Source organism: Actinomycetospora sp. NBRC 106378 (assembly GCF_030269685.1).
In the GTDB taxonomy this organism is placed as follows: domain Bacteria; phylum Actinomycetota; class Actinomycetes; order Mycobacteriales; family Pseudonocardiaceae; genus Actinomycetospora.
Genome location: NZ_BSTT01000021.1, coordinates 1 through 25,645 on the forward strand (window position 1 = coordinate 1; position 25,645 = coordinate 25,645).

The window sequence follows — 25,645 nt, forward strand, 5'->3', positions numbered from 1 at the left end:
TCCCCGGCTCCACCGACCTCGGCGCCGGCATCGGGGTCTCCGCCGGGGAGGCGGTCGCGGGCAACATCGGCGACCGACGCCGCTACGAGTACACCGTCATCGGCGACCCCGTGAACGAGGCCGCCCGGCTCTGCGACCTCGCCAAGGACGTCGAAGGCGGAGTGGTGGGTTCCGGCGCCGCGATCGAACGGGCCGGGGACGAGGCGACGCGGTGGACCTCCATCGGACACCGCACCCTGCGCGGACGCACCACCGAGACCGAACTGTTCACGCCGGTCGACGCGGGCGCGCGGGTGGTCGAGGACGCCGGGACGGCCGCGGCGCCCGCCTGAGCAGAGGGCCCCTTCGCTCGACCGGGCCGGGCGGGAGGACGCGCCTCGAGGGGCACACCAGGCAGGTTCCGGCGCCCGCGGACCTGCCCCACGTCACCCTCGCGAGCAGCGCCTGCCGTCGGGAAGGGATGTCCGCGACGCAAGATCCTGACCGGCGGAGCGAAGTGATCGCCTGGCGACCACTGTGCTCCGCGCGACGAGATCTACGCCCGGAGCCAGCAGCGCCCGCCCGGTCGGGACGGGACGCCCGCCGTCGAGACGCACATCAGACAGGGGCCGGCACCCGCGGACCTGCCCCACGTCACCCTCGCGAGCTGCACCCCCGCACGTCCCTCCACGAGGTGCGCATCAGGCAGGAACCGGGGCCCGCCGACCTGCCCCGCGTGACCCTCGCGAGCAGGACCCGCCCCTAGGGTCGCGGCCATGACCTACCCGTGGCCCGACCAGCCCGAGCCGAGCGCCGAGGAGGTCGCCGCGCGGGTCCGGACGGAGCAGGACGGCACGGTGCTCCTCATCCGGATGACGCGGCCGGAGAAGCACAACGCGATCGACGCCGCGATGACCCGCGGCCTCGACGCCGCCCTGGACCGGCTCGACGACGACCCCGGTCTGCGGTGCGGCGTGCTCCTCGGGGGCGACCGGGCGTTCTGCGCGGGCACGGACGTGGCGGTCGGCCCCGGGGCGCCCACCCCGCGCGGCGGGAACTACGGCGTGGTCGCACGGCGGCGGCGGACCCCGCTGCTCGCGGCGGTCGAGGGCATCGCCTACGGCGGTGGGTTCGAGCTCGCGCTCGCGTGCGACCTCGTGGTGGCCTCGCGCGCCGCCCGGTTCGGGCTGCCCGAGGTGGGGCTCGGGCTGGTCGCGAACTGCGGCGCGCTGTTCCGCACCCCGCGGGCCCTCACCCCCGCCGTCGCGAAGCGCCTCCTGCTCACCGGCGACCCGATCGACGCCGCGCGCGCCCACGAGCTGGGCCTGGTCACCGACCTCGCCGAACCCGGCGGCGCCGAGGCCGTCGCCCGGCAGGTCGCGCAGCGCATCGCCGAGCGCTCTCCCGCCGCCGTGTCGGCGACCCTCGCCGCCGTCGACTCCGCCGTCCTCGAGGCGGACGCCCGCGGCTGGGCGGACACCGACGCCGCCGTCGCCGCGATCGTGGACGGCCCGGAGCGGGCGGAGGGGCTGGCGGCGTTCGCGGAGAGGCGCCCGCCGCACTGGGCCTAGTTCACCCGGTCCCGGTAACGGGAGCGCAGCAGCACCGTGGTGCCCCGGGTGTCGTGGTGGATCGCGACCTCGTCGACCTCGGAGGTCATCAACCGGATGCCGCGGCCGTGGCGGGCCGGTCGTCCGACCGCGTCGTGCTCCAGGTCCCCGGCGGGCTCCCGCCAGCGCCCGCCGTCCGCGACGGTCACCAGCACCTCGCCGTCGTCGAGCATCACCGTGAGGTCGATGCGGGCGACTCCGTCGCGGCGGTGGTCGTCGTCGTAGGCGTGAACGACGACGTTGTCGATCGCCTCGCTCGCGGCCAGCACCATCCCGTCGGCGACGACGGCGGGCACCGCGGACGAGCGCAGCCACTGCCGCAGGTCGTCGCGGATACGGGGCCCCTGGCCGACGTCGGCGCTGTACTCGACGCGCTCGAACTCGACGGCGTCCATGCGAGGTCCTTCCGGTGACACGGCCGCCTCCCCGGGCGTATCGATACGGCGGCCGTCCGACGGAGAGAGGTATCCCTGGCAACCGTCCCTCCATGCGTCGAGCCCGTGTGGCGCGATCGACGGCCCGGCGGGTACGACCACCGGCCTCCCCGGCACGACGACGGTGGCGGGCGTGGGACGTCTGCGGAAGGCTCCGTGATCGTGAGCAAGGCGCACCCGCAGCAGTGGACGATCAGCGACGACGACCACCGGCCCGACCCCGCGGCGGTGGCGGCCCTCGCCGCCTTCCCGACGACGCAGATCGCCGACTCGGGCGGCCCCGTGTCGGTGGTCGGCCCCGGGATCGTGCGCCGGGCGGGAGGCCGGGACTTCTGCGGCCCGGCCGTCACGGTGTGGACCAGACCGGGCGACATCCTCTTCCTGCTCAAGGCCCCCGACCTGGTGCGTGCCGGCGACGTGCTCGTCGTCGACGGCGGCGGGCGCACGGACGCCGCGATCCTCGGCGACATCATGAGCGGCGCGCTCGCGCGGATCGGCGCGGTCGGCATCGCCATCGACGGGGTGATCCGCGACGCCGACGGCATCGACGGGATCGGTCTGCCGGTCTTCGCCCGTGGGGTCTACCCGACGACGGCGTCGAACGAGGGTCCCGGCGCGATCAACGTCGACGTCGTGCTCGGCGGGGTCGCCGTACGCCCGGGCGACGTGGTCCGCGGCGATGCGAGCGGGCTCGTCGTCGTCCCGCGCGAGCACGTCGAGGAGGTCGTCCGCCTGACGCAGGCGGTCGAGGACCGGGAGCGCGTCTGGCTCGACGCGATGGAGCGCGGCGCCGGGCTCGCCGAGGCCACCGGCATCGACGAGGTGATCCGCGCCCGACGTGAGGCGGTCGGCGTACACCTGCCCTGAGAAGGGCATTCCTCCCGCGAGCCCGCGAGAGGGAGAACGAGATGACCCGGCCCCAGCCCGACACCCGGTACCGCCCGCAGGGCGGCAGTCCGACCGCCGGTGACCCCGTCGGCCGGCCCGACGACGCCTGGCTGCTCGAGGACGACGAGTTCCGCTACGCCGGCCGCTTGGAGGACCCGAGACAGTCGGAGGGTGCGGAGGTCGACGCCGAGGGCCGCACCTGGACGGTCGAGGGCGACGCGTCGGTCATCGGCGAGCAGGGCACGGTGCTCGAGCCGGAGCCCGACCCGTCGTCGGCGGCGGGCGAGCGGCCGGCCGTCGTCGACCCGTAGCGGCGCGCCGCGCGCCCGTCACCCGGCTCCGGGCGTGCCGCTTCCCCGGCACCGGGACCCGATCGGGGCCCGGGAATCCGCTGCTACGGTCCCGCGCCATGTCCGGCGGCCGAATCACACCGAGGGGATTCAGCGCCGTCCTGGTGCTGGTCGTCGCGGTCGTGGTCGACGTCCTGGCCCGGGCCGACGGCGACCACGTCCTCGGCGTCGCGCTGGCCGCGACGACGGTGGGCGCGGCGCGGCTCTGCCTGCCACACCGCGCGTGGGGCACGTTCGCGCTGCTCAACGTGGCCGTCCTCGCCCAGCCCGCCGCCCTCGCCGTCGCGGCCCTCGCGCCGCCGGCCACCGGGACGCCGCCCGTCGCGCTGCAGGTGGCCGTGACGCTGCTCGTCGTGACCGTGGCCGCGAGCGAGCCGCTCCTCGAGGCGGTCACCCTCCCCTCGCTGGTCCGCCTGCTCACCACCCTGCACCCCGACGGACCGGCGCGGTCGCTGCCCGCCGCCGCACCCGCCGTCGGGACCCTCGTCGGGGCCGACCTCGCGCGGTGTCTGCCGCGCCGCGGACCGCCGCGCGCCTGAGCACGTCCGCGCCCGCCCCGTCGACTCCCCGTGCGAGGTCCCGTGACGCTCTCCCCTGCCCTGGCCACCGTCCGCACCGCCGTCCCGGCGCTGCGCTGCCCCGACTGCGGCGCCCGCCCTACCCTCACCCCGACCCGGACCCAGCCCCTGGCGGGCGGGACCTTCGGGCTGCTGCGCTGCGCCTGCGCCACCTACCCGCAGATCGACGACATCCCGGTCCTGCGCCGCGGCCGCGTCGACTCGCAGGACCACCTCACCGGCCGCTGCGAGGTCGCGGGCCCCACCGCGGACGAGCTCGTCGCCCTCCTCGAGGCCGACCGCCCGCTCGACGCCCTCGTCGCGCTCCTCGCCTTCCCACCGCCGGCGCCGACGTCGCGGCCCGGCGTGCGGCTGCCGTTCACCCGCGGGCCGTGGCCGCGGGTCGCGCTCGCCGCCCGGCGCGCCGAGGTCCGCGGGATGCTCGCCCGGCACGAGCGGCTCACCGCGCAGGACTGGATGGAACTCGCCTACGCCCGCTCCAGCGACCGCATCGACGACGAACTGCTGCCCTACTTCCTCGCCCGCTTCGGGCAGCCACGGTTCCTCGCCACCGCGTCGCTGCTGCAGGGCCTTCCCGAGGACCGGTCGCGACCCGTTCTCGACCTCGCCTGCGGCTTCGGGCACGTGGCGCACCACCTCGCGGCGCGACCGGACCCGCGCGCCGTGGTGGGCGTGGACCGCAACTTCCTGCAGCTGTGGGTGGCGCGGCGCTACGTGGCGCAGACGCAGCGGTTCGTCTGCGCCGACCGGGTCGACGCGATGCCCTTCGACGACGACGCCTTCGCCGCGGCGCTGTGCTCCGACGCCTTCCACTACTTCGACGCCCAGCAGGGCTCGCTCGACGAGCTGCGGCGCGTGGCGGTCGCGGACACGGTGCTGCTGGACCGGCTCGGCAACGCCCGGCTCGCCCCCACCGACGGACCGCTCGAACGGGACCCGTCCGGTTACGTCCGGCTGCTGCGCGGCGCCCCGTGGCGGATGACCTGCGAGGACGAGCTGCTCGCCGACTACCTCGCCGGGTACGGGCCGCAGCTCGCGTCCCCGCGGCACCCCGCGGAGCTGGACAGCGCCAAGTGGCTGATGCTGGTCACGTCGACCGACGACCGGGTGTTCGCCGACCACGGCGCCTTCACCGCTCCCCCGCACGCCGCGGGGAGGCCGACGCTCAACCCGGTCTTCACGGTGACCCGGCACGACGACGGCGTCGATCTCGCGTTCCGGTTCCCCTCGACCTGGTACGCCTTCGAGAACGCGGCCATGCGCGGCTACACCTCGGCGGGCGAGCGGGTGGACGCGGACACCTACGCCGCGCTGGTGGCCGGGCGCCCGACCGACCACGACGCCGAGCTGCTCCGCCGCTACGTGCTGCTCGGCATGCCGGACCGCTACCGGCGGGCGCCCGGGGTCCCGGGGCCGTCCGTCGTCGGGGGCCTGGTGCGGGGTCTGCGGCGGTCCTGAGCGAAGGGCACCTTCGGTCGAACAGGTGGGCGAGTGGTGCCCTTCGCTCCGCGGCCGTGCGAGCCGCCCCCGGTAACGTCGGGCCCGTGATCGAGCACCGCGGCGCGCCGGCCTGGGCCCGCGCCCTGCTGGTGCTCGCGCTGCTCGCGGGGCTCGTCGGGATGCACCAGCTGGTCGCTCCCACGGCCCACCACGGCGCGGCGACCAGCGTCGTGGCGCTGCAGGAGCACGGCCACGAGATGCCTCCCGGCCACACCTCGATGCTCGCGCACCTGTGCCTGGCCGTGCTCGTCGCACTCGCGACGCCGGCCGGGGCGCTCGTCGTCGCGCTCCTCCTCGCCCCCGCCGGCAGCCCGCGGACGACACGGGGACCCACCCCGGTGCTCGCCGGGCCCGCCCCGGTGCCCGTACCCCGACGGCTCGCCGCCCTCCAGATCCTCCGGCTGTAGGCCGGGACGCCACGCCCGCGTCCCTTCCAGCTCCGGAGGAGTTCCCCGTGTCCCGTCCTCTCGGCGGCCTGCTGACGGCCGTCGTCCTCGCCCTGCTCACCGCGTGCACGAGCACCCCTCAGGCCGCACCGCCCACGATCGCGGTCGATCCCGTCCACGGTCCGGCCGACGTCGCCTTCGCGCAGGGCATGATCCCGCACCACCAGCAGGCCGTCGCCATGTCGCGACTGGCCGACACCCGCGCCGCCTCGCCGCAGGTCACGGCCCTCGCCGCCCGCATCGAGGACGAGCAGGGCCCCGAGATCGAGCAGATGACGGCCATGCTGACCGCCTGGGGCGCGCCCGCCGGTCAGCCGATGGGCATGACCGGCATGCCCGGGATGATGGGCCCACAGGAGATGGCCGACCTCGTCGCGGCGTCCGGGCCGGCGTTCGACCGGGCGTTCCTCACGATGATGATCGCGCACCACGCCGGGGCGGTGGAGATGGCGCAGACCGAGCTGGCGCAGGGCACGAACCCGCAGGCCCGGACGCTCGCACGGTCGATCATCGTCGCGCAGCGGGCGGAGATCGACGAGATGCAGCGCCTGCTCGCGGTCTAGCCCGGCTCCGACCCGGGAAGCACCGTCACCTCGTCCTCGCCGCGGTCGTACGCGGCGAGGGCGGCGTGCACCACGGCCGCCGGGCTCTGCCAGCGCGAGGCCGGGAGGTGTCCGGAGTCCTCGCCCGCGCGCTCGTGGAAGGCGGTCCGGGTCCGCCCGGGCCGCACCACGGTGACCCGGATCCGACGTTCCGCCGCCTCCCGGCGGGCCGCCCGGGAGAACGACTCGAGGTAGGCCTTGCCCGCCGCGTAGGTGGCGAGCGCCGGGTCGTCGCGGCCCGCCGCGGTCGAGGAGACGTTGAGGATCCCGCTGCCCGGGGCCATCACCCGCAGCGCCGCCGCCGTGAGACGGGTCGGTGCGAGGACGTTGAGCAGCACCGACGCCTCGAGCTCGGCCGGGGTCTGCCCGTGCAGGCCGCCGAACCGCGTCGCCCCGGCGTTGTTCACCAGCAGCCCCACCCCGCCGAGCACCTCCTCCACCCGCGCGAGGTCGTCGGGCACCGTCAGGTCGGCGACGAGCACCCGCACCGGCACCGGCAGCGTCGCGGCCAGCCGGTGCAGGGCCCTCCGCGAGCGCGCTACGAGCACCAGCGGCCGTCCCCGCGCGGCGAGCTCCCGCGCGAACGCCGCCCCGATCCCCGAGGAGGCGCCGGTGACGAGCGCCGCCGACCCGACGGGACGCACGGACGGCGGAGCCACGGGGAGCGGGGTGATCGTCATGATCGTCAGCCTGTGGCCCGTCGTGGACCCGCGACCACTGGACGATGGTCCCGGTACCCCTGGTCGGGGTGCCCGGAATGCGTAGTCTCGCCGTCGTGATCGCAGAGTGATCGGAGAGGTGGACTCGGCGCCCGCTCCGGCGTCCCCGGCGCCCGCGCGACGGCTCCTGAGGGCCACCGCGCCCCGGCTCGTGGCGGGCTTCACCGCGGCCGGGGTGCTCGTCACGCTCGGCCTGGCCGTCGCGATCGCCCTCATGGCCCGGGAACGGGCGACGGTGGTGGCCATCGACCAGGTCACGCAGATCGCCACCGCGACCGCCCACGGCGTCGTCGAACCCCAGCTCTCCGACGGCCTGCTCAGCGGCGACCCGGACGCGATCCGGGCCGTCGACGACGCCGTGCGCCGCGCGGTGCTGGGCCACTCCCTGTTCCGCGTGAACGTCTGGGACGCCGACGGACGGATCGTCTACAGCGACCGGCCCGGTGAGATCGGCGAGCGCCACGACCTCGATGAGGGTGAGCGCCGGGCGCTCGCCGGGACCGAGCAGCAGGCCGGCGTCGCCGAGGACGGGTCGGGCTCGGGTCGCGTCCTCGAGGTCTACACCGGGGTCCGGACGCCGGACGGCACGCCGCTGCTCTACGAGGCCTACTTCCGCTACGACGCCGTCGTCGAGGCCGGGTGGGACGCCTGGCGGTCGTTCGCGCCGCTCTCGGTGGGCGCCCTGCTGCTGCTCGAACTGGTGCAGGTGCCGCTCGCCGTCGTCCTGGCCCGCAAGCTCCAGCGCCGCGAACGGCAGCGGGAACGGCTGCTGCGCCACGCCGTCGAGGCGTCCACGGCGGAGCGACGCCGGATCGCCCAGGACCTGCACGACGGGGTGGTCCAGGAGCTGACCGGCATCACCTACGGCCTCGACGCGAGCCGGCTGCGCGGCGGGTCGGAGTCGACGGTGGTCACGGAGTCGGCCACGCGGCTGCGCGAGAGCATCGGGTCGCTGCGCACCCTGCTGGTCGACATCTACCCGCCCAACCTCACGCAGGAGGGGCTCGGCCCGGCGCTGCACGACCTCGCGGGCGGCCTGCGGCGCCGGGGCCTCGACGTCACCGTCGCCCTCGGGACCGTGGACGCCGTCGGGCCCGCCGAGGCCGCGTTGCTCTACCGGGCCGCGCAGGAGGCCGTGCGCAACGTCGTCAGCCACGCGGGCGCGAGGACCGTGACCGTCACGCTGGCCGCCGACCCGTCCCGGTGGGAGCTCGCCGTCTCCGACGACGGGCGCGGGTTCGACCCGACCGGGACCGCCGCCCGGCAGGCGGACGGCCATCTCGGCCTCCGTGCCATCGCCGACCTCGTCGACGACGCCGGCGGGACCGTCGACGTCCGCTCCGCGCCGGGGGCGGGAACCACCGTCACCGTCCGGGTGCCGCGCCCGTGACCGGCGTGCTCGTGGTGGACGACCACGCCGTCGTCCGGCAGGGCCTCGTCGCACTGATCTCCACGGTCGACGACCTGCACGTCGTCGGGCAGGCGAGCGACGGCGAGGCCGCCGTCGAGCTCGTGGCGGCGCTGCGACCCGACGTCGTCCTGATGGACCTGTCGATGCCGGGCACCGACGGGGCGACGGCCACCGGCCGCATCCGGGCAGCGGCACCCGAGGTCCGCGTCCTCGTGCTCACCTCGTTCGCCGACCAGCGCCACGTCCTCGCCGCGCTCGACGCGGGCGCCGACGGATACCTGCTCAAGCACGCCGAGCCGGAGACGATCCTCGAGGGACTGCGCCAGGTCGCCCGCGGGGAGGCCCCGCTCGACGGCCGGGCCGCCCGTGTGCTCCTGAGCTCCCGGTCCGACCCGCCCCGCACCGTCGACCTCACCGACCGCGAGTCCGAGGTGCTCCTGCTGGTCGCCGACGGCCTGGGCAACAAGCAGATCGCCCGCCGGCTCGCGATCACCGAGCGCACCGTGAAGAACCACCTGACGCACATCTACCAACGTCTGGGCGTCACCGACCGCACCCAGGCCGCGCTCTGGACGGAGCGTCACCTGCGCTCGTGACCGTCCCCGGGCGCCACCGTGACCTCCTCCTCGCCGCGGTCGAGCGCGTCCAGCGCCGCCTCGGCCACCGTGTCGGCGGACTGCCACCGCCACGCCGGCAGGTGCGCGGACTCCTCGCCCGAGCGCTCGTGGAAGGCGGTGGCGGTGCGGCCCGGGCGCACCACGGTCACGCGGATCTCGTGCTGCTCACCCTCGTGCCGGGCCGCCCGGGACAGGGTCTCCAGGTAGGCCTTGCCCGCGGCGTAGGCGGCGGTCGCCGGGTCGTCCCGGCCCGCGGCGGTCGAGGAGACGTTGATGATCCCGCTGCCGGGCGCCATCTCGCGCAGTGCGGCCGCCGTCAGGCGGGTGGGGGCGAGGACGTTGAGCAGGACCGCGTCGTCGAGGTCGTCGTGGGTCTGCTCCCCCAGCTCGCCGTAGGTCGCCGCGCCGGCGTTGTTCACGAGCAGGTCGACCCCGCCGAGTTCCGCCTCCACCCGGTCGAGCCCCTCGGAGGTCGTCAGGTCGGCGACGACGACGCGCACCGGCACGTCCAGCTCGGCGGCCAGCGCGGTCAGGGCCTCCTCGGACCGGGCGACCAGGACGAGGGGGTGGCCACGCGCGGCGAGCGCCCGCGCGAACGCCTCACCGATCCCGGAGGACGCACCCGTCACGAGTGCGGAGGACATCACCCAACCGGGTGACCGTTATCGGTGGTCCGCAACCGCCTGGTGCACCACGGCCCGGATGTCGGACGCCATCTGCGCGCTGCTGTGGTGCTCGCGGACCCACGCGCGCCCGGCCTCCCCCATCGCTCGCGCCCGCTCGGGGTCGTCGAGCAGCGCGCCGAGGGCGTCGGCCAGGGCGTCCGGGTCGTCCGGGTCGACGAGGACGCCGCGCGACGGGTCGACCAGGGCCTCCATCGCCGCGGTCCGGGTCGCGACGACGGGTCGCCCGCTCGCCGCCGCCTCCAGCACCACCGTCGAACCGCTCCCCCGCGTCGTGGGGTGCAGCGCCAGCGCGACCACCGTCGACCGGCCGTACATCGCGCGGACCGCGCCCTCCATGCGGCGGCGGTGCACGACGCCGAGCTCCTCCGGGATCTCGACCCCGTCCATCGTCGTGCCGATCTCCAGCCGCACCGGCCGCCGGGTGGCGAGCCGCGAGACCGCCTCGACGAGCAGCGGGTGGTCGCGGGCCGCGTCGTCCCCGACCCCGGCGACCAGCGGTGTCGCCTCCGACCACGGTCGCGGGGCGAAGAACTCCGTGTCGATCCCGAGCCGGCACGGGTGTACGCGCGCCGGGTCGATCCCCCAGCCCTCGACCAGGTCGGTGTACATCCCCGGCCCGAGGGTGACGATGCCCGCGAACCGCCGCAGGGCCGTCCCGACGACGGGTCGCGCGGCCCGGGGGTACCGCTCCGGCCCCTCCACCCAGACCAGGCCCGAGACCACCGGCGGCCCGCCCGGGAGCAGGGCCGCCGGGAAACCGGTGCGCTCGTCCATGCAGTACACCGCGTCGGCCCGTCGGCGGGCCCGGGCCCCGAGCAGCTCCGCCACCGGCTCGTACCCGTCGAGCCGGTTGCGGACCTTGCGGGCGACCCACGCCGCCCGTCCCGTCAGCGGCGGGCGGAACTCGAGCTCGACGTCGGGCTCGTCGGCCAGGTGGTGCAGGCCGTACGGGGTGCGGTCGGGGATCTCGCCGCGGGCGTGGGCGGCCGCGTGCGCCTCGACGTCCGACTGTTCGGGCAGCTCGATCCGGATCCGCATCGCCGCCGATCAGATCACGAACCGAGGGCGTCCAGCTCGGCCACCGCGTCGGCGGGGAGTTCCAGGCCGGCGCCCGCGACGTTCTCCCGCAGGTGGTCGACCGAGGAGGTGCCCGGGATCAGCAGGATGTTCGGCGAGCGCTGCAGCAGCCAGGCGAGCGCGACGGCCAGGCGCGAGGCCCCCAGTCGCGACGCGACCGCGTCGAGCTCCGCCGACTGCAACGGGGAGAAGCCGCCGAGCGGGAAGTAGGGCACGTACGCGATGTCCTGCGCGGCCAGCGAGTCGATCAGGGCGTCGTCGTCCCGGCGCGCGAGGTTGTACGGGTTCTGCACGCACACGACCGGCGCGATGCGCTGCGCGGCGGCGATCTGGTCGGCGTTCACCGTCGAGAGCCCGAGGTGCCGGATCTTGCCCTGCTGCTGGAGGTCGGCGAGCGTGCCGAAGCGCTCCTCGATCGGCTCCTGCGGCTGCGGGGTCATCGTGTCGGCGCCGCCGGGCATCCGGAGGTTGACGACGTCGAGGGTCTCCAGCCCGAGCCGCCGGAGGTTGTCGTCGACCGCCTGACGCAGCTGGTGCGGCTCGAGCGCCTGCGGCCAGCCACCCTGCTCGTCACGGAACGCACCGACCTTCGTGACGATGCGGAGGTCGTCCGGGTAGGGCGCGAGCGCCTCGCGGAGGATCTCGTTGGTGACGTGCGGGCCGTAGAAGTCCGACGTGTCGATGTGGTTGACGCCGAGCGCGACCACCTCACGCAGGACCGCGATCGCGGCGTCGCGGTCGGCCGGCGGACCGAAGACGTGCGGGCCTGCGAGCTGCATCGCCCCGTAGCCGACGCGGGTGACCTCGAGGTCGCCGAGGTGGTACGTGCCGCCGGGCAGTTCCGTCGTGATGGACATGGCCCCAGGCTGCCGCGTGGGACCCGACCCTGCGAGGGGAACGGATGTCCTGGGACCGCGCGACCCACCGTCCCGCCGTCGGGAGGGGTCCCGACGGCGGGTGGTCGGACTAGTTGACGGCGTCGATCGGCGAGGAGCAGGACTTGCTGCTCGACGCGGCGTTGCCGTGCTTGGCGCCGGAGAGGATCGGCAGCGACAGGATGTTGTCCTGGAGCGGGACCTGGATGCCCGCGACGTTCACCGGCACGTTGTTGTTGCAGAGGTTCAGCGCGGTGTTCGGCGCGAAGTCGCTGGAGTTGATCAGGCCCTTCTGCACGGTCACGTCGCCGTGGTGGTGACCGTGGTGGGACCCGTGGTCGCCCGAGGGGTTGTCGCCGGCGAAGGCCATGCCGGCGCTGGAGACGAGGCCGGTGGAGATGACGGCGGTCGCGAGAACGGTCCTGCGCAGCGTCGACATGACGTGCACGTCCTTTCGGGATCGGGGTCCGGACGGGGAACGGACCCGTCCACAAGACGTGTCGTCAACTGCACCGACCGCGGCAGGACACGGTTTCCGGACGCACTCCGCCGGATCGGGTGATCATGGTCGACCGAGCGTCGAGCACGGCCGGGTCGCGTCACCCGACGGCGCCGGACGGGGTCGACGCGGTGGTCACGCGTGGTGGGATGGATCGGTGCCGCACGTCTCCACGGTCGTCGCCCGCCCCTGGCGGCAGGTCTACGACTACGCCGCCGATCCCGCGAACCTCCCGCTCTGGGCGGCCGGGCTGGCCTCCGCGGCGCTCGTGCCCGGCGACGACGGCTGGTGGACCGCCGACTCCCCCATGGGCACCGTCGGCGTGCGCTTCTGCTCCCGGAACACCTTCGGTGTGCTCGACCACGTCGTGCGCCTGCCCGACGGGACCGAGGTGCTCAACCCGATGCGGGTCGTCCCGTGGGGCGACGACGCGGAGGTGGTCTTCAGCGTCCGGCCACGGACGGGGATGAGCGACGCCGACGTAGCGGCCGACGCCGAGCTGGTCGCGGCGGACCTGGCGACGCTCAAGGGGATCCTGGAGTCGGCAACCGGCTGACGTCAGCGGTGGCACACGGCTGACGTCCGGTGTCAGCGGTGGCACACGGCTGACGTCCGGTGTCAGCAGCGCGCCACGCTCGATGCGCGCGCCGACGCACGGGGCCCGGACGCGACGACGGCGACCTGCTCGCACCGGGTGGGAGCAGGTCGCCATCGTCGAAGCGGAGCACCGCCCCGGCCGCAGGGAGCACGGCCGGGGCGGTGGGGTGGGGTCGGCTCAGCCGGCCGGCGCGGGGGCCGGGGCGGCCGGGGCCTGCCCGTTCGGCGCCGCGGGTGCGGCCGGGGCCTGCCCGTTCGGCGCCGCCGGAGCGGCCGGGGCCTGCCCGTTCGGCGCCGCCGGAGCGGCCGGGGCCTGCCCGTTCGGCGCCGCCGGAGCGGCCGGGGCCTGCCCGTTGGGCGCGGCCGGGGCGGCCGGCGCCTGGCCGTTCGGCGCCGCCGGGGCCCGGCCGGCCGGCGGCGGCGGCGGGGTCGGGGCGCAGCGCCCGGGACCGCCGGCCGGACCACCCGGAGCACCCGGGCCACCCGGAGCCGCGGGGCCACCGGCCGGACCGCCGGGCCCACCCGGGCCGGGTGCACCCGGGCCGCCCGGTCCACCCGGCCCGCCGTCGGGACCCTGCTGCGAGGCCATCGCCACCGGCCCGGCGTCACCGACCCCGCCGGGGCCCGACAGCGAGGTCCCCAGCGGCGTCGCCAGCAGCACGACGCCCGCCACCACCAGGCCGAGCACGAAGGCCCCGACCGTGCCGAGGATCCCGATCGCCCGACCACGCGGCCGGCGTTCCCGCGTCGAGTCCCGGAAGCGGGCCCAGCGCGACCGCTGCGGCACCGGCTCCACGGGGGAGGTCTCTGGGTCGTAGTCGCTCATCGAACGTCCTCATCCGTCTCGTTCGTCCCGCGATTCCGCGGCTGAGGACGACCATCGGCGGCGGACCTGAAGCCACCCTGAGGTCGGAGGCGGCCCCGCCGTTCCTCAGCTGGGCTTCAGCGACTTCAGGCGCAGTTCAGTCGCGCCTGGTGGGATGGCACGTCATGGGTGGTCAGACGGATCCGAACGCGCCGCGCGTGCTGGTCGTGGAGGACGAGGCGACCGTGCGGGAGTCGATCGTGCGGGCGCTCAACCGCTCCGGGCACGTCGCCCGCGGCCTTCCCGACGGCGGGTCGCTCGAGGAGACCCTCGAGGGGTTCCGGCCCGACCTCGTGATCCTCGACGTCATGCTCCCGGGCCGCGACGGGTTCGACCTGCTCACCGTCGTCCGCGACCGCACCGACGCAGGCATCGTCATGGTGACCGCGCGCGACGCGCTCGACGACCGACTGCGCGGCCTCGACACGGGCGCGGACGACTACGTCGTGAAGCCGTTCCTGCTCGAGGAGCTCGCGAGCCGGGTGCGCGCGGTCCTGCGGCGGCGCGGCCGGACGCCGACCGCCCTCGTCGTCGGGGACCTCGTGATCGACGAGGACGCGGGCGTCGCCACACGGGCGGGCGCGCCGCTGAAGCTGACGGCGACCGAGCTGCGGCTGCTGCGCTACCTCGCCGAGCAGCGGGGACGCACCGTGAGCAAGAACCAGATCCTCACGCAGGTGTGGGGCTACGACGCGTACGACCCGAACCTCGTCGAGGTCCACCTCTCCGCGCTGCGCCGCAAGCTCGAGGCCCACGGACCGCGCATCGTGCACACCAGTCGGGGCCTGGGCTACACGCTGCGCGCGACCGACGCCGACCCGGCCGGGGCACCGTCGTGAGCGGCCTGCGCGACCGCCTCCGTCGTCGGGACCCCTCGGCCGTCCCGGCCCGGTCGCTGCGCTTCCGCGTCACCGCGACGGTCGTCGCCGTCATGGTGGTGACGCTGCTGGTGGCCGGGGTCGTGCTCGACCTCGTGCTCTCCGCGGCGCTCGAACGCGACCAGCAGGACCGGCTGAGCGAGCGGGCGGCCCGGGTCGACCAGCTGGTCGCCCAGCAGGTGCCCGCCGACGAGATGGTGGCCCTGCTCAACGGGCAGGGCGTGCAGGCGGTCCGGATCGCCGCGGGCGGCGCGGTGCTGCAGGGGGTGCCGACGCCCCCGGCGCCGCCCGACGGCGGGCCGGCGGGACGGGCCGACGGTCCCCGCCCCGGACCGCCGCCCGTGCGCTCCGGACAGACCCTGAGCATCACGCGACCCCTCGCGGACGGCACCGCCATCGTGCTCTCGTCCGACCGCGGCGAGGTCGAGGCCGTGGTGTACCGGCTGCGCGGCGTCATGATCGGGGTGGGTCTGGTCGGGGTGATCGGCTCGGCGCTGCTGCTGTTCAGCGGGGTCACCGCGGCCCTGCGCCCCCTCGACGCCATGACGCGGGTGGCGCGCGCGATCACCACCGGCGACCGCGGGCGTCGCCTCCGACCGTCGAGCGCCGACACCGAGATCGGCCGGACCGCCGCCGCGTTCGACGAGATGCTCGACGCCCTCGACGCCGCCCAGGCCCGGTCCGACGGCGCCGCCCGGCGCGAGCGGGCGGCCGCCGAGGAGGCCCGCCGCTCGGAGACGACGACCCGCCGCTTCCTCTCCGACGCGGCCCACGAGCTGCGGACCCCGCTCGCCGGGATGCAGACCCTCGCCGAGACGCTGGTGCGCGACTCCGACGAGGACCGCGAGGTGCGCGAGGAGCTCGCGATCGCCCTCGTCCGGGAGACCTCGCGGGCCTCGTCGCTGGTCACCGACATGCTCGACCTCGCGCGCATCGAGGGCGGGCAGGAGCTCGCGCGGGAGGACGTCGACCTCGTCGTCCTCGCCCGGGAGCAGGCCGACCACCTCCGGCTCGTGAGCCCGGACCTCGACGTCGAGGTGGACGCCGACGGACCCGTCGTCGCGCCGGTCGACGCCGAGAAGATGCGCCGGGTGCTGGTCAACCTGCTCGGCAACGCCCGACGTCACGTCCGCGACGGCGGGTCGGTACGGATCTCGCTGTCGGCCGACGGGGACTCCGCCCGGGCCGTCGTGCACAACGACGGCGAGCCCATCGCCGGCGAGGACCGGGACCGGATCTTCGACCGGCTGGTCCGCCTCGACGAGGCCCGGGCGCGCGACGGCGGCGGGGCCGGGCTGGGGCTCTCGATCGCCCGCGCCCTCGTGCGCGCGCACGACGGGGACCTCGTCTACCGCGCCGCCCCGGACGGTTCGGACTTCGTCCTGACGGTGCCGCTCGCAGCCGGGACCCCGGTGCCGGGACCGGAGCCGACCCCGGTCCCGGCTCCGGTCCCGGCTCCGGTCCCGGCGCAGGCGAGCACGCTGGGCCACGTGCGTCCGCCGATTGGTTGAAATGGGTCCTTCCCCCGATCGTGCTCGGCTCGTTACGCTCCGGTGACACGCGCCAGAGTGCTTCCGGGGGTGGGATGGACCGGGTCGGGGAGTACACCTGGAGTCCCGGCATCGACCGCTGGGAGTGGAACGACACCATGTTCCACCTGCTCGGGTACGTCCCCGGGCAGGTCCGGCCGAGCCGCGCCCTCGTCGTCGCACACAAGCACCCGGCCGACCGGGCGCACGTCGAGCACGTGATGGCCGACGCGTGCAGCAACCGATTGGCGTACACCCACCGGCATCGGATCGTGTCCGTCACCGGGGAGATCCACGAGATGACGGCGATCGGCTACCCGATCGGCCGCCGGTCCGAGGCCCTGCGGCTGCACGGCTACCTGGTCCACCTGGCCACCCACCAGCCGTCGGCCGCCGCCGCGCGAGCGACCGGGTCGGCCCCGCGCCCGCCCCACCCGCCCGCACTGCCCGGGGTCGTGGGTCCGCCGACCGTGCCGTTCACGCTCCCCGACCCGGCCACGACGCCCTGGGCCCTCGACCCGACCCGCGAGCACGACCGGCTGCTGGTCCGCGCGATCGACGTGCTCGCGGAGGCCACCGAGCTCCCGCACGGGGCGTCGGCCGCCCTGGTCGCCCACCTCGCGAACACCGCGGCCCTGCCGTTGATCGTGGTCGCCGAGCGGATCCTCGCCATGCGCCTCGACCCCGACCTCGACGGCCTCGGCGGCCTGCTCGGCGGCATCGCCCTCCCGGACCTGCCGGACTGATCCGCGACGTGGGTCGTGTTCGATCTCCACGACGTTTAGCGTGACGGGGAGCACAGTCGCTCTCCGTCCCGGAGGTCCGAGATGCGCGCACCGCGCCACGTCCGCCTGACCACCCCGCTCGTCCGTGACGGCGGTGAGCTGCGGGAGGCGAGCTGGGAGGAGGCCCTCGACCGGGCCGCCGCCGGCTTCCGGGGCGTCCCGGGCGACGCGTACGGCATGTTCTCGTGCTCGAAGGCCACCAACGAGCTGAACTTCATGGCGCAGAAGTTCGCGCGGGTGGTGATGGGGTCCAACAACGTGGACTCCTGCAACCGCACTTGACACGCTCCCAGCGTCGTCGGTCTGACGGCGGTGTTCGGCGCCGGTGGTGGCACCAGCGCCTACTCCGAGGTCGAGGACACCGACCTCGTCCTGCTCTGGGGCTCGAACGCCCGCGAGACCCACCCGATCTACTTCCACCACGTGCTGACGGGCCTGCGCCGCGGGGCCGGGATGTACGTCGTCGATCCCCGACGCACCGCCACCGCGCGGTGGGCGCGGGGCCACCTAGCGCTCGACGTCGGGACGGACATCGCGCTGGCGCACGGGATGGGCCGCGCCATCCTCGACGCCGGGCTGGAGAACCGGGCGTTCATCGAGCGGGCCACCACCGGGTTCGACGAGTACGTGCGCGCGGTGGAGCCGTGGACGCTCGAGAAGACCGCCGAGGTCACCGGCGTCGACGCCGACCTGATCCGGGAGACCGCGCTGGCCTACGCCCGGGCCGACCGGGCGCAGCTGTGCTGGACGCTCGGGATCACCGAGCACCACAACGCCGTCGACAACGTCCGTGCGCTGATCGACCTCGCCCTGCTCACCGGCCACGTCGGGCGCTGGGGCTCCGGGCTCGTCCCCCTGCGCGGGCAGAACAACGTGCAGGGCGGCGGCGACATGGGGGCCATCCCCAACCGGCTGCCCGGCGGCTACGACGTCACCGACGACGGCCACCGCGCCCGCTTCGACGCGGCGTGGGGCAGCGCCATCCCTCCGGAGAAGGGCCTGCACCTCTCGCAGATGTTCGAGGCGATGGAGCGTCGCGAGATCCGCGCGGTCTACGTCGTCGGCGAGAACCCCGCCGAGTCCGAGGCCGACGTCGCCCACGCCCGGGCACTGCTCGGCGGCCTCGACCACCTCGTCGTGCAGGACATCTTCCGCACCGCGACCGCCGAGTTCGCCGACGTCGTGCTGCCCAGCTGCGCGGACTGGTGCGAGTACGAGGGCACGGTCACCTCGTCCGAGCGCCGGGTGCAACGGGTGCGCAAGGCGATCGAGCCGCCCGGCCTCGCCCGGCCCGACACCGAGATCCTGTGCGACCTGGCCCGCCGGCTCGGGCACGACTGGGGCACGCCGTCCCCGGAGGAGGTCTGGGACGAGCTGCGGTCGCTCTCGCTCGACTGGCACGCGGGGATGTCCTACGCGCGGCTCGAGGCCGAGGGCGGGTTGCAGTGGCCGTGCCCCTCGCTGGACCACCCCGGCACCCCGACGATGCACACCCGGCTCTGGGAGCGCGACCCCGCGCTCCGGGGAACGCCCGCACCGTTCGCCCCCGTCGTGCACGCCGGACCGCTCGACGAGCTGTCGCCGGAGTTCCCGCTGCGGCTCACCACGGTGCGGCGGCTGGACTCCTACAACTCCGGTGTGCAGACCGGCGGTTACACCTCGCCGCTGCGCCGCGAGGAGGCGCTCTGCGTGGACGCCGCCGACGCGCGTGCCCTGGGGGTGCACGACGGCGAGCGGGTACGGGTGGTCTCGCGCCGCGGGGCGGTCGAGGCGCCCGTCCGCGTCGACGCCGCCGCCCGCCCTGGCCTCGCCTTCATCACGCCGCACTTCTCCGAGCAGGTCGACGTCAACCTCATCACCAACGAGGCCTGGGACCCGCAGTCGGGGACCTCGGAGTTCAAGGCGACCGCGATCCGCATCGAGAAGCTCGCTGTGGGGGCCCGCGTCCCCGTGGCCGGCGCCTAGGAGGCCCGCGTGGACCTGGTCCTGCTGCCCGACGCGGCGACCGAGGCCGAACGGGCGGCGGTCGACGCCGCCGTCGGCTCCCCCGGCCACGAGCGGCGCGACCTGCTGCTGCCCGCCTTCCACGCCGTGATGGACGCCGTGGGCTGGATCAGCCGCGGCGCGCTGTCCTACGTCTGCGACCGGCTGCATGTCCCGCCGGCCGAGGCCTACGGCGTCGCGACGTTCTACGCGTTGTTCTCGGTGACCCCGCGAGCGCCGCGGACCGCGCACGTCTGCGACGACGTCGGGTGTGCCGCGTTCGGCGGTGAGGACCTGTGCGCGGCGTTGGAGGAACGGCTCGGCCCACCGGGGTCCGGCGAGGAGGTCACCTGGACGCGCAGCCCCTGCCTCGGCCTGTGCGAGCGGGCGCCCGCGGTGTTCCTGCAGCGCGCCTCCCCCTCCGCCGAGGACGAGGGGAACCCTGAGGCCACACGAGCGCTCGCGTCCTCCCCTCACGACGACGCTCCCGGCGGCGACCACGCCCAGATCGCGCCCGCGACCGCCGACACCGTCCTGCGCGCCCTCGACGGGGAGGACGTCGATGGCCCCGACCCCGTCGTCAGCACCCCGCAGGCGGGCGGGCCGGACCTGGAGCTGCTGTCCCGGGTCGGGGTGGTCGACCCCGGCGACCTCGACTCCTACCGCGCCGCCGGCGGGTACGCGGGCCTGCGGCGCGCGCTCGCCGTCGGCTCCGCCCGCGTCGTCGACGAGATCACCGTCGCCTCGCTGACCGGCCGGGGCGGCGCCGCGTTCCCCACCGGCACGAAGTGGGCCGCCGTCGCCGGCTCCCCCGAGCCGGAGAAGTACCTCGTCTGCAACGCCGACGAGTCCGAGCCGGGCACGTTCAAGGACCGCGTGCTCATGGAGGCCGACCCGTTCGCGCTGGTCGAGGCGATGACGGTTGCGGGGATCGCGGTCGGCGCCCGGACCGGCTACCTCTACGTGCGCGGCGAGTACCCCGCGGCGGAGCGGGCGATCCTGCGCGCCGTCGCGGAGGCCCGGCGCCACGGCTACCTCGGCGACGACGTCATGGGCTCGGGACGGGCGTTCGACCTCGAGGTCCGTCGGGGCGCCGGCGCCTACATCTGCGGCGAGGAGACCGCGCTGATGAACTCGCTCGAGGGCCGTCGCGGCGAGCCCCGGGCGAAACCGCCGTTCCCGACGGTGGCCGGCCTGTTCGGGAAGCCGACGGTGATCAACAACGTCGAGACGCTGGTCAACGTGCTGCGGATCGTCGCCGAGGGCGGCCCGGCGTTCGCGTCGATCGGCTCCGGACGGTCGACCGGGACGAAGCTGTTCTGCCTGTCCGGCGTCGTGGCCCGGCCCGGCGTCTACGAGGTGCCGATGGGGACGACGCTGCGCGAGCTGCTCGAGCTCGCCGGTGGAGTTCCGCCGGACCTGCGGGCGATCCTCCTCGGTGGGGCCGCGGGCTCGTTCGTCACGCCCGACCAGCTCGACGTCCCGCTGACCCTCGAAGGCACCCGCGAGATCGGTGCGACCCTCGGCTCGGGCGTGGTGCTGTGCTTCGACTCGACGACCGACTTCGCCGCCGTCCTGCGCCGGATCGCGGGGTTCTTCCGCGACGAGTCGTGCGGGCAGTGCGTGCCGTGCCGCGTCGGCACCGTGCGCCAGGAGGAGGCGCTCGCGCGCATCGTGCGCGGCCGCGAGATCGGCGGCCGCACCATCGAGCTCCAGCTGCTCCGCGACGTCGACCGCGTCATGACCGACGCGTCCATCTGCGGCCTCGGCCAGACCGCGGCGTCCGCGGTCCGCTCGGCCCTGGCCCTCGGCCTGATCGGAGGGTCATGACGACCGTCGACCTCGGCACGATCCGCCGGCTCGTCAGCGTCACCGTCGACGACGTCGAGCACCGCGCGCCCGAGGGCGCCACGATCATGGACGTCCTCGACGACGCCGGGGCCGACACGCCGCGGCTGTGCCAGGCGCCCAACCTCACGCCGGTGAACGCGTGCCGCGTGTGCGTGGTGGAGGTCGAGGGGTCGCGTCCCCTCGTGCCGTCGTGCGCCCGGAAGGTCGAGGACGGCATGGTCGTCCGCACCGACACCGAACGCGTCGCGCACAGCCGGAAGATGGTGCTGGAGCTGCTCGCGAGCGCCAACGACCTGTCGGAGGCCGGCGACGACGTCGCCCGCTGGCAGATCGAGTACGGCGCCGACCCGGAGCGCTACGGCCCACCCGGGCCGCCCGCCGCCGCCGGCGAGCGCGGCAACCGGCACGCCGGTCACCACGGGATTCCCGACGGCGAGACGCGGGCGACGGTCGCGCAGCCGGTCACCGTGGACAACGACCTCTACGTGCGCGACTACGCCCGCTGCATCCTCTGCTACAAGTGCGTCGAGGCGTGCGGCACCGACGCGCAGAACACCTTCGCGATCGCCGTCGCCGGCCGCGGGTTCGACGCCACGATCTCCACCGAGTTCGCCGTCCCGCTGCCCGACTCGGCGTGCGTGTACTGCGGGAACTGCATCGGCGTCTGCCCCACGGGGGCGCTGAAGTCGGTGGCCGAGCACGAGCGTCGCGAGGCCGGCACGTGGGACCCCGAGGGCGAGACGGTCACGACGACGGTCTGCTCGTTCTGCGGCGTCGGCTGCTCGCTGGAGCTGCACGTGCAGGACAACACGATCGTCAACGTGACCTCGCCGTCCGACCACTCCGTGACGCACGGACACCTGTGCATCAAGGGTCGGTTCGGGTTCCAGCACGTGCAGAATGTGGCTTCGCCAGGTGAGCACTAATCCGTGCTCCAGCACGGATTAGTGCTCACGTGCGAGCGCAGCGAGCACACTCGTGCGGATCTTCGTCCCGTTCGTGCCCGAGGTCGTCGGCATCGCCTCGAGCACGTGCACGGCCGCCGGCACCTTGAACGCGGCCAGCGTCGCGGCGCACCAGGCGCGCAGGTCCTCGGGTGAGGCCGGGGCGTCGAGCGTGACGAACCCGACCGCCACCGACCCGCCGTCGGGGCCTTCCGTCCCGACGACCTTCGCCGTGTGCACCGCCGGGTGCGCCGCGAGCCGCAGCTCGATCTCGGCCGGGTCGACGAGGAACCCGCGCAGCCGCAGCGCGTCGCCGGCGCGGCAGACGTAGACGAACGCGCCGTCGTCGACGACCACCCCGAGGTCACCGGAGCGGAACCAGCCGTCGTCGGTGAACACGTCCGGCGACGACCCCAGGTACCCGTCCACGACGTTCGGCCCGCGGAACTCCAGCTCGCCCTCGACGCCGGGTCCGCCCTGCACGCGCACCTCGATCCCGGGGTGCACCACACGCCCGCCACCGGCCCAGCGCTGCGGCGTCGGCTCGGACAGCGGCCACGTCGCGGCGAGCGCGAACAGCTCGGACGAGCCGTAGACGCCCGCCGTCGCCACGCCGTGGTCGTCGAGCCACGCCGCCAGCTCGTGCGAGCGCCCCTGGAAGTCGGCGACGCCCCACCACCGCCACGTCGGCAGCGCCCGCGGGCGCTCCCGCAACGCCGTGACCAGCCGGAGCACGAGGTCGTCGCCGCTCGCGAGGTGCGTGACCCCGGCGGCGGCCATGTCGGCGAGCGTGTCGTCGGCGTCGAAGACCGGCTCCAGCAGCGCCGCCCCGCCCGCCGCCAGCCCGGCCATGACCGCGTTGTAGCCGAACACGCCCGACAAGGGCAGGGCGCCGAGCACCACGTCGCCCTCGGCCAGCCCCAGCGCCGCGGCGCCCGCGACGGCATGGGTCAGCACCGCGGCGCCGGTGTGCGCCGCGAGCTTCGGCAGCCCGGTGGAGCCCGACGTCGTGAAGGCGACGGCGAGCCGATCCGGGTCGGAGCGTTCCGGCTCCGGGCCGTCGGTCCGCGCCGGGGTCCAGGCGTCGAGCTTCCCGACGTCAGGGTTGGTCCCGTCGCCGCGGACGAGCGCCGCCTGCGGCCGGACGCCCGACCCCTCGACGGCGGCGCGCAGCTTCCCGGCCAGGTCGAGCCCGTGGAACCCGCACGCGAGCGCCACGAGCACGGGGCGCGCGCGGGTGAGGACGTGGGTGACCTCCTCGACGCCGTAGCGGGTGTTGATCCCGACGACGAGCCCGCCGCGCGCGGCGACGGCACACTGCCAGACGAGCGCGTCCGTCCAGTTCGGCATCCACACCGCGACCGTGTCGCCGGCGCCGACCCCGTGCTCGCGCAGCTCCTCGGCGAGCGCCCGGACCCGCTGCCACAGCTCGCCGCGGGTCACCGCGACCAGCCCGTCGGGGGTGCGCTCGTGAACCGCGACGACGTCGGGCTCGCGCCGCGCGAGGCGCCCGACGAGGTCGGGCAGGTCGGTGGGCCGCTCCCCCGCCGCCGGGAAGGGCGCCACGCTGCGCAGCTCGGTCATGCCGCCTCCGTCCCCGCCGTGAGCTCCCGCAGCCAGCCGTCGAGCACGGCGGGGAAGCCGGGCATCTCCTCCATCGGGTAGTGCCCCACCCCGTCCAGCACCGTGCACCGTGCGCCGGGGATCCGGGAGGCCGCCCACCGCACGCGGTCGGCGTCGAGCCACAGGTCGTCCGCTCCCACCACGAGGTGCAGCGGGCAGGTGATCGCGGCCAGCTGCTCGCGCAGGTCGTGCGACGCCCAGCCGATCAGGTCGGAGTTCGAGACGACGGGGTCCTCCCGACGGTGCATCGCGGCGATCAGCCGCGCCCGCTCCGGCTCCGTGGCGCGGCCGAGGACGGCGAGGGTGCCCAGCTCGGTGCGGTCCGAGCGGCTCGGCGCGGCCACGTCGACGAGCTCCCGACGGAGGCCGCGGGGGCTCGGGCGGCCCCCGGTCCACGCGTCGGCGGCCATCGCGACGACGGCGGTGAGCCGGTCGGAGGCGCGGACGGCCAGGTCGAGTGCGATCTTGCCGCCGATCGAGCAGCCGGCGACGGCGAACCGGTCGAGGCCCGTCGCGTCGGCGAGCGCGAGCAGCCAGGCGGCGTAGGCGCCGAGGTCGTCCACGGGGCCGTCGGGCGCGGGTTCGGAGCGCCCGTGGCCCGGGAGGTCCGGCACGATCACGCGGTACCCGGCGGCCACGAGACCCGGGGTGACGTGACGCCACTGCACGCCGGACTGGCCGGCGGTGTGCAGGCAGAGGACAGGGGGCGCAGCCGGATCGCCGTGGTCCTCCACGAAGGCGAGCGTGCCGTCGACGGTGACGTAGCCGGTCACGCGATCGCCCGGGCCGCGTCGACGACCAGGTGCAGCGCCCGCGTCAGCCGCAGGTACTCGTAGCCGTCGCCGGTGGCGGAGAGGCGGCCCGTCATCGCCAGGCGCAGGAACGGGTTCTCCGGTGCCTCGACGAGCTCGAGCCAGGTGAGCGCGTCGGCGACCAGTGTGAAGGTCGCCCCGTGCGGGGCCCGGCGGCTGACGTCGATGACGGCGCCCCGGTAGACCCGCAGGTGCACCTCCTCGTCGTCGCACCGCAACCCGACGGTGCCGTCCCAGGTCTCCAGCAGCGTGGTCACCTCCGGGTCGAGCGCCGCCGCCACCGCCCGGCCCCAGCCGACGGTGCCGAACGCGCGCCCGTCGTCGTCGGGACCGCTCGCGCGCGCCGCGACCAGCGCCGTCGTCGTGCCCTCCTGCCGGGTCACCCCGTCGTCCCCGACGAGCCGCATGTGCCGGGTGACGGCGCCCCGGGTGCCGGAGCGGGTACGACGCACGCGCGCGACGGTGAGCTCGAGGTGGACGACGTCGCCGACGCGGATGGGTGCGCGGTAGGTCCAGTGCGTGTCGAGCAGGCCCTGCACCGCCTCGCCGTGGAGCCCGAGCGACTGCAGGAGTCCCATGGCCACGGCGATCCCGAACGGGCCCTGCAGCATCGCGTCCGGCCCGACGTGCAGCGGGTGGTCGTCGCCGGAGAGCCGGGTGAAGGCGGCGAGGTCGTCGGCGGTGACCGGGCGGGCCGCGCTGGTGAACCGCTCCCCGACGGCGAAGTCCTCGAACCACCGCCCGGTGTCCACGGGAGCCGGTGCTGCGGTCACGCTCTCCTCCTCGCGCTCGCATACGAACGATCGTTCACCACCGAATCACCAGCCTCCCGGCCCGTCAAGACCGCTAGCCTCGTCGTCATGAACGCCCGTTCCCCGGCCACCCTCGTGGCCGACACCGGCCGCGGGAACGAGGCCGCGATCCTCAACGCCGCGCTCGACGCGTTCGGCGCGCAGGGCTTCCACGGCGCGTCGATGCGCGACGTCGCGAAGCGGGCCGGCACGAGCCTGTCGAACCTCTACAACTACGTCCCGAGCAAGTCGCGGCTGCTGGCCGAGGTGCTGCGCCGGGCCAACGACGAGCTCGCGGCCCGCCTGCGCGCGGCGCTCGCCGACGCCGGGGACGACGCCGCCTCCCGCCTGCGGGAAGCGGTGCGGGCGTACGTGCGGTTCATCGTCGACCACCAGGTCGCGATGGTCGTGTCGACGAACGAGGTGCGGTACCTGACCGGCGCGGACCGGGCCGCCCTCGTGGCCGAGCGCGACGCCACGCAGGCGGTCTTCGAGGACATCGTGGCGCAGGGCGTGGCCGACGGGACCTTCGCGACGCCCTATCCCGACGACGCCGCCCGCGCCGTGCTCACGGCGCTCTCCGCGGTCGCCGGGTGGTACCGCGCCGACGGCCGGCTCTCCCGCGGCCAGCTCGCCGAGCAGCAGGCGCGCTACGCCCTGGCACTGCTGGAGGCCCCGCTCGCGCGCTGAGGCCTTGCCATGAGGTGGACCACACT

At 75.3% G+C, this 25,645-nt stretch carries 28 protein-coding genes; 18 read left to right on the forward strand and 10 right to left on the reverse strand.

The annotated features are described in order from the left end of the window. The coding region (locus QSK00_RS28305) for an adenylate/guanylate cyclase domain-containing protein (RefSeq protein ID WP_285596467.1) at positions 1-332 on the forward strand (332 nt) is incomplete at its 5' end. Positions 333-755: 423 nt separating this feature from the next. Then, complete coding sequence (locus tag QSK00_RS28310; protein ID WP_285596469.1) at positions 756-1,550, forward strand: enoyl-CoA hydratase-related protein; 795 nt, start codon at positions 756-758, stop codon at positions 1,548-1,550. Here the strand turns inward: QSK00_RS28310 and QSK00_RS28315 are convergent. Continuing rightward, entirely contained in the window at positions 1,547-1,984 is a 438-nt protein-coding gene (locus QSK00_RS28315; RefSeq protein ID WP_285596471.1) for an ATP-binding protein, read from the reverse strand. The two genes, QSK00_RS28310 and QSK00_RS28315, sit on opposite strands and share 4 nt — an antisense overlap. Positions 1,985-2,179: 195 nt before the next feature. On the opposite strand from QSK00_RS28315, the gene QSK00_RS28320 reads away from it, so the two are divergent. From QSK00_RS28320 to QSK00_RS28345, 6 genes are all read left to right on the forward strand, one after another. After that, entirely contained in the window at positions 2,180-2,890 is a 711-nt protein-coding gene (locus QSK00_RS28320; protein WP_285596473.1) for an RraA family protein, read from the forward strand. 41 nt (positions 2,891-2,931) lie between these two features. Beyond that, the gene (locus tag QSK00_RS28325; RefSeq protein ID WP_285596475.1) at positions 2,932-3,222 is read left to right on the forward strand and encodes a hypothetical protein; all 291 of its coding nucleotides are present in this window, start codon (positions 2,932-2,934) and stop codon (positions 3,220-3,222) included. A 98-nt stretch (positions 3,223-3,320) separates the two neighbouring features. Then, the gene (locus QSK00_RS28330) at positions 3,321-3,800 is read left to right on the forward strand and encodes a hypothetical protein (protein ID WP_285596477.1); all 480 of its coding nucleotides are present in this window, start codon (positions 3,321-3,323) and stop codon (positions 3,798-3,800) included. 42 nt (positions 3,801-3,842) lie between these two features. Next, positions 3,843-5,297, forward strand: a complete 1,455-nt coding sequence (locus QSK00_RS28335) for a class I SAM-dependent methyltransferase (RefSeq protein ID WP_285596478.1) — start codon at positions 3,843-3,845, stop codon at positions 5,295-5,297. Positions 5,298-5,383: 86 nt separating this feature from the next. Further along, positions 5,384-5,746: a DUF6153 family protein gene (locus QSK00_RS28340; RefSeq protein WP_285596480.1), complete on the forward strand. Its 363-nt coding sequence runs from the start codon at positions 5,384-5,386 to the stop codon at positions 5,744-5,746. A gap of 47 nt (positions 5,747-5,793) precedes the next feature. Next, the gene (locus QSK00_RS28345; RefSeq protein ID WP_285596482.1) at positions 5,794-6,348 is read left to right on the forward strand and encodes a DUF305 domain-containing protein; all 555 of its coding nucleotides are present in this window, start codon (positions 5,794-5,796) and stop codon (positions 6,346-6,348) included. Here the strand turns inward: QSK00_RS28345 and QSK00_RS28350 are convergent. After that, complete coding sequence (locus QSK00_RS28350) at positions 6,345-7,067, reverse strand: SDR family NAD(P)-dependent oxidoreductase (RefSeq protein WP_285596484.1); 723 nt, start codon at positions 7,065-7,067, stop codon at positions 6,345-6,347. The two genes, QSK00_RS28345 and QSK00_RS28350, sit on opposite strands and share 4 nt — an antisense overlap. Before the next feature lie 106 nt (positions 7,068-7,173). Between QSK00_RS28350 and QSK00_RS28355 the strand changes: the two genes are divergently transcribed. Both QSK00_RS28355 and QSK00_RS28360 read left to right on the forward strand, forming a co-directional pair. Then, positions 7,174-8,496 carry a sensor histidine kinase gene (locus QSK00_RS28355; protein ID WP_285596486.1) on the forward strand — a complete coding sequence of 441 codons (1,323 nt, stop codon included), beginning with the start codon at positions 7,174-7,176 and terminating at the stop codon, positions 8,494-8,496. Next, the gene (locus QSK00_RS28360; protein WP_285596487.1) at positions 8,493-9,113 is read left to right on the forward strand and encodes a response regulator; all 621 of its coding nucleotides are present in this window, start codon (positions 8,493-8,495) and stop codon (positions 9,111-9,113) included. Before QSK00_RS28355 ends, QSK00_RS28360 begins: the two co-directional genes overlap by 4 nt. Here QSK00_RS28360 and QSK00_RS28365 read toward each other — a convergent pair. From QSK00_RS28365 to QSK00_RS28380, 4 genes are all read right to left on the reverse strand, one after another. Next, positions 9,098-9,778 carry an SDR family NAD(P)-dependent oxidoreductase gene (locus tag QSK00_RS28365; protein WP_285596490.1) on the reverse strand — a complete coding sequence of 227 codons (681 nt, stop codon included), beginning with the start codon at positions 9,776-9,778 and terminating at the stop codon, positions 9,098-9,100. The two genes, QSK00_RS28360 and QSK00_RS28365, sit on opposite strands and share 16 nt — an antisense overlap. A gap of 18 nt (positions 9,779-9,796) precedes the next feature. Beyond that, complete coding sequence (locus tag QSK00_RS28370; RefSeq protein ID WP_285596492.1) at positions 9,797-10,858, reverse strand: glycosyltransferase; 1,062 nt, start codon at positions 10,856-10,858, stop codon at positions 9,797-9,799. 14 nt (positions 10,859-10,872) lie between these two features. Further along, positions 10,873-11,754, reverse strand: a complete 882-nt coding sequence (locus QSK00_RS28375) for an oxidoreductase (protein ID WP_285596494.1) — start codon at positions 11,752-11,754, stop codon at positions 10,873-10,875. Positions 11,755-11,863: 109 nt separating this feature from the next. Further along, entirely contained in the window at positions 11,864-12,211 is a 348-nt protein-coding gene (locus QSK00_RS28380) for a hypothetical protein (protein ID WP_285596496.1), read from the reverse strand. Between the two features lie 217 nt (positions 12,212-12,428). On the opposite strand from QSK00_RS28380, the gene QSK00_RS28385 reads away from it, so the two are divergent. Next, positions 12,429-12,827, forward strand: a complete 399-nt coding sequence (locus tag QSK00_RS28385) for an SRPBCC family protein (RefSeq protein ID WP_285596497.1) — start codon at positions 12,429-12,431, stop codon at positions 12,825-12,827. 219 nt (positions 12,828-13,046) lie between these two features. Here QSK00_RS28385 and QSK00_RS28390 read toward each other — a convergent pair whose 3' ends face one another. Further along, positions 13,047-13,694 carry a hypothetical protein gene (locus QSK00_RS28390; protein ID WP_285596499.1) on the reverse strand — a complete coding sequence of 216 codons (648 nt, stop codon included), beginning with the start codon at positions 13,692-13,694 and terminating at the stop codon, positions 13,047-13,049. Positions 13,695-13,858: 164 nt separating this feature from the next. Between QSK00_RS28390 and QSK00_RS28395 the strand changes: the two genes are divergently transcribed. The 6 genes from QSK00_RS28395 to QSK00_RS28420 all read left to right on the forward strand — a co-directional run bounded on the left by QSK00_RS28395 (position 13,859) and on the right by QSK00_RS28420 (position 21,685). Further along, positions 13,859-14,572: a response regulator transcription factor gene (locus QSK00_RS28395; protein WP_285596501.1), complete on the forward strand. Its 714-nt coding sequence runs from the start codon at positions 13,859-13,861 to the stop codon at positions 14,570-14,572. Continuing rightward, positions 14,569-16,122, forward strand: coding sequence for a sensor histidine kinase (locus QSK00_RS28400; protein ID WP_285596503.1), 1,554 nt, complete (start codon positions 14,569-14,571; stop codon positions 16,120-16,122). Before QSK00_RS28395 ends, QSK00_RS28400 begins: the two co-directional genes overlap by 4 nt. Before the next feature lie 74 nt (positions 16,123-16,196). Continuing rightward, a complete protein-coding gene (locus tag QSK00_RS28405; RefSeq protein ID WP_285596504.1) occupies positions 16,197-16,886 on the forward strand; it encodes a PAS domain-containing protein in 690 nt (229 codons plus the stop codon). 81 nt (positions 16,887-16,967) lie between these two features. Further along, on the forward strand, positions 16,968-18,890 hold the full coding sequence (locus tag QSK00_RS28410; protein ID WP_285596505.1) for a molybdopterin oxidoreductase family protein: 1,923 nt from the start codon (positions 16,968-16,970) through the stop codon (positions 18,888-18,890). A 9-nt stretch (positions 18,891-18,899) separates the two neighbouring features. Then, positions 18,900-20,738, forward strand: a complete 1,839-nt coding sequence (locus QSK00_RS28415) for an NAD(P)H-dependent oxidoreductase subunit E (RefSeq protein WP_285596506.1) — start codon at positions 18,900-18,902, stop codon at positions 20,736-20,738. Then, a complete protein-coding gene (locus QSK00_RS28420) occupies positions 20,735-21,685 on the forward strand; it encodes a 2Fe-2S iron-sulfur cluster-binding protein (protein WP_285596507.1) in 951 nt (316 codons plus the stop codon). The genes QSK00_RS28415 and QSK00_RS28420 overlap by 4 nt, the downstream gene beginning before the upstream one ends. A gap of 18 nt (positions 21,686-21,703) precedes the next feature. On the opposite strand, the gene QSK00_RS28425 is transcribed toward QSK00_RS28420, so the two are convergent. From QSK00_RS28425 to QSK00_RS28435, 3 genes are read right to left on the reverse strand one after another with little or no spacing between them, the layout of a single operon-like run. After that, positions 21,704-23,287, reverse strand: coding sequence for an AMP-binding protein (locus QSK00_RS28425; RefSeq protein ID WP_285596508.1), 1,584 nt, complete (start codon positions 23,285-23,287; stop codon positions 21,704-21,706). After that, positions 23,284-24,099 carry an alpha/beta fold hydrolase gene (locus QSK00_RS28430; protein WP_285596509.1) on the reverse strand — a complete coding sequence of 272 codons (816 nt, stop codon included), beginning with the start codon at positions 24,097-24,099 and terminating at the stop codon, positions 23,284-23,286. The genes QSK00_RS28425 and QSK00_RS28430 overlap by 4 nt, the downstream gene beginning before the upstream one ends. Then, the gene (locus QSK00_RS28435; protein WP_285596510.1) at positions 24,096-24,911 is read right to left on the reverse strand and encodes a MaoC/PaaZ C-terminal domain-containing protein; all 816 of its coding nucleotides are present in this window, start codon (positions 24,909-24,911) and stop codon (positions 24,096-24,098) included. The genes QSK00_RS28430 and QSK00_RS28435 overlap by 4 nt, the downstream gene beginning before the upstream one ends. Positions 24,912-24,998: 87 nt before the next feature. On the opposite strand from QSK00_RS28435, the gene QSK00_RS28440 reads away from it, so the two are divergent. Next, positions 24,999-25,619: a TetR-type transcription factor C-terminal domain-containing protein gene (locus tag QSK00_RS28440; RefSeq protein ID WP_285596511.1), complete on the forward strand. Its 621-nt coding sequence runs from the start codon at positions 24,999-25,001 to the stop codon at positions 25,617-25,619. Positions 25,620-25,645 lie beyond the last annotated feature (26 nt).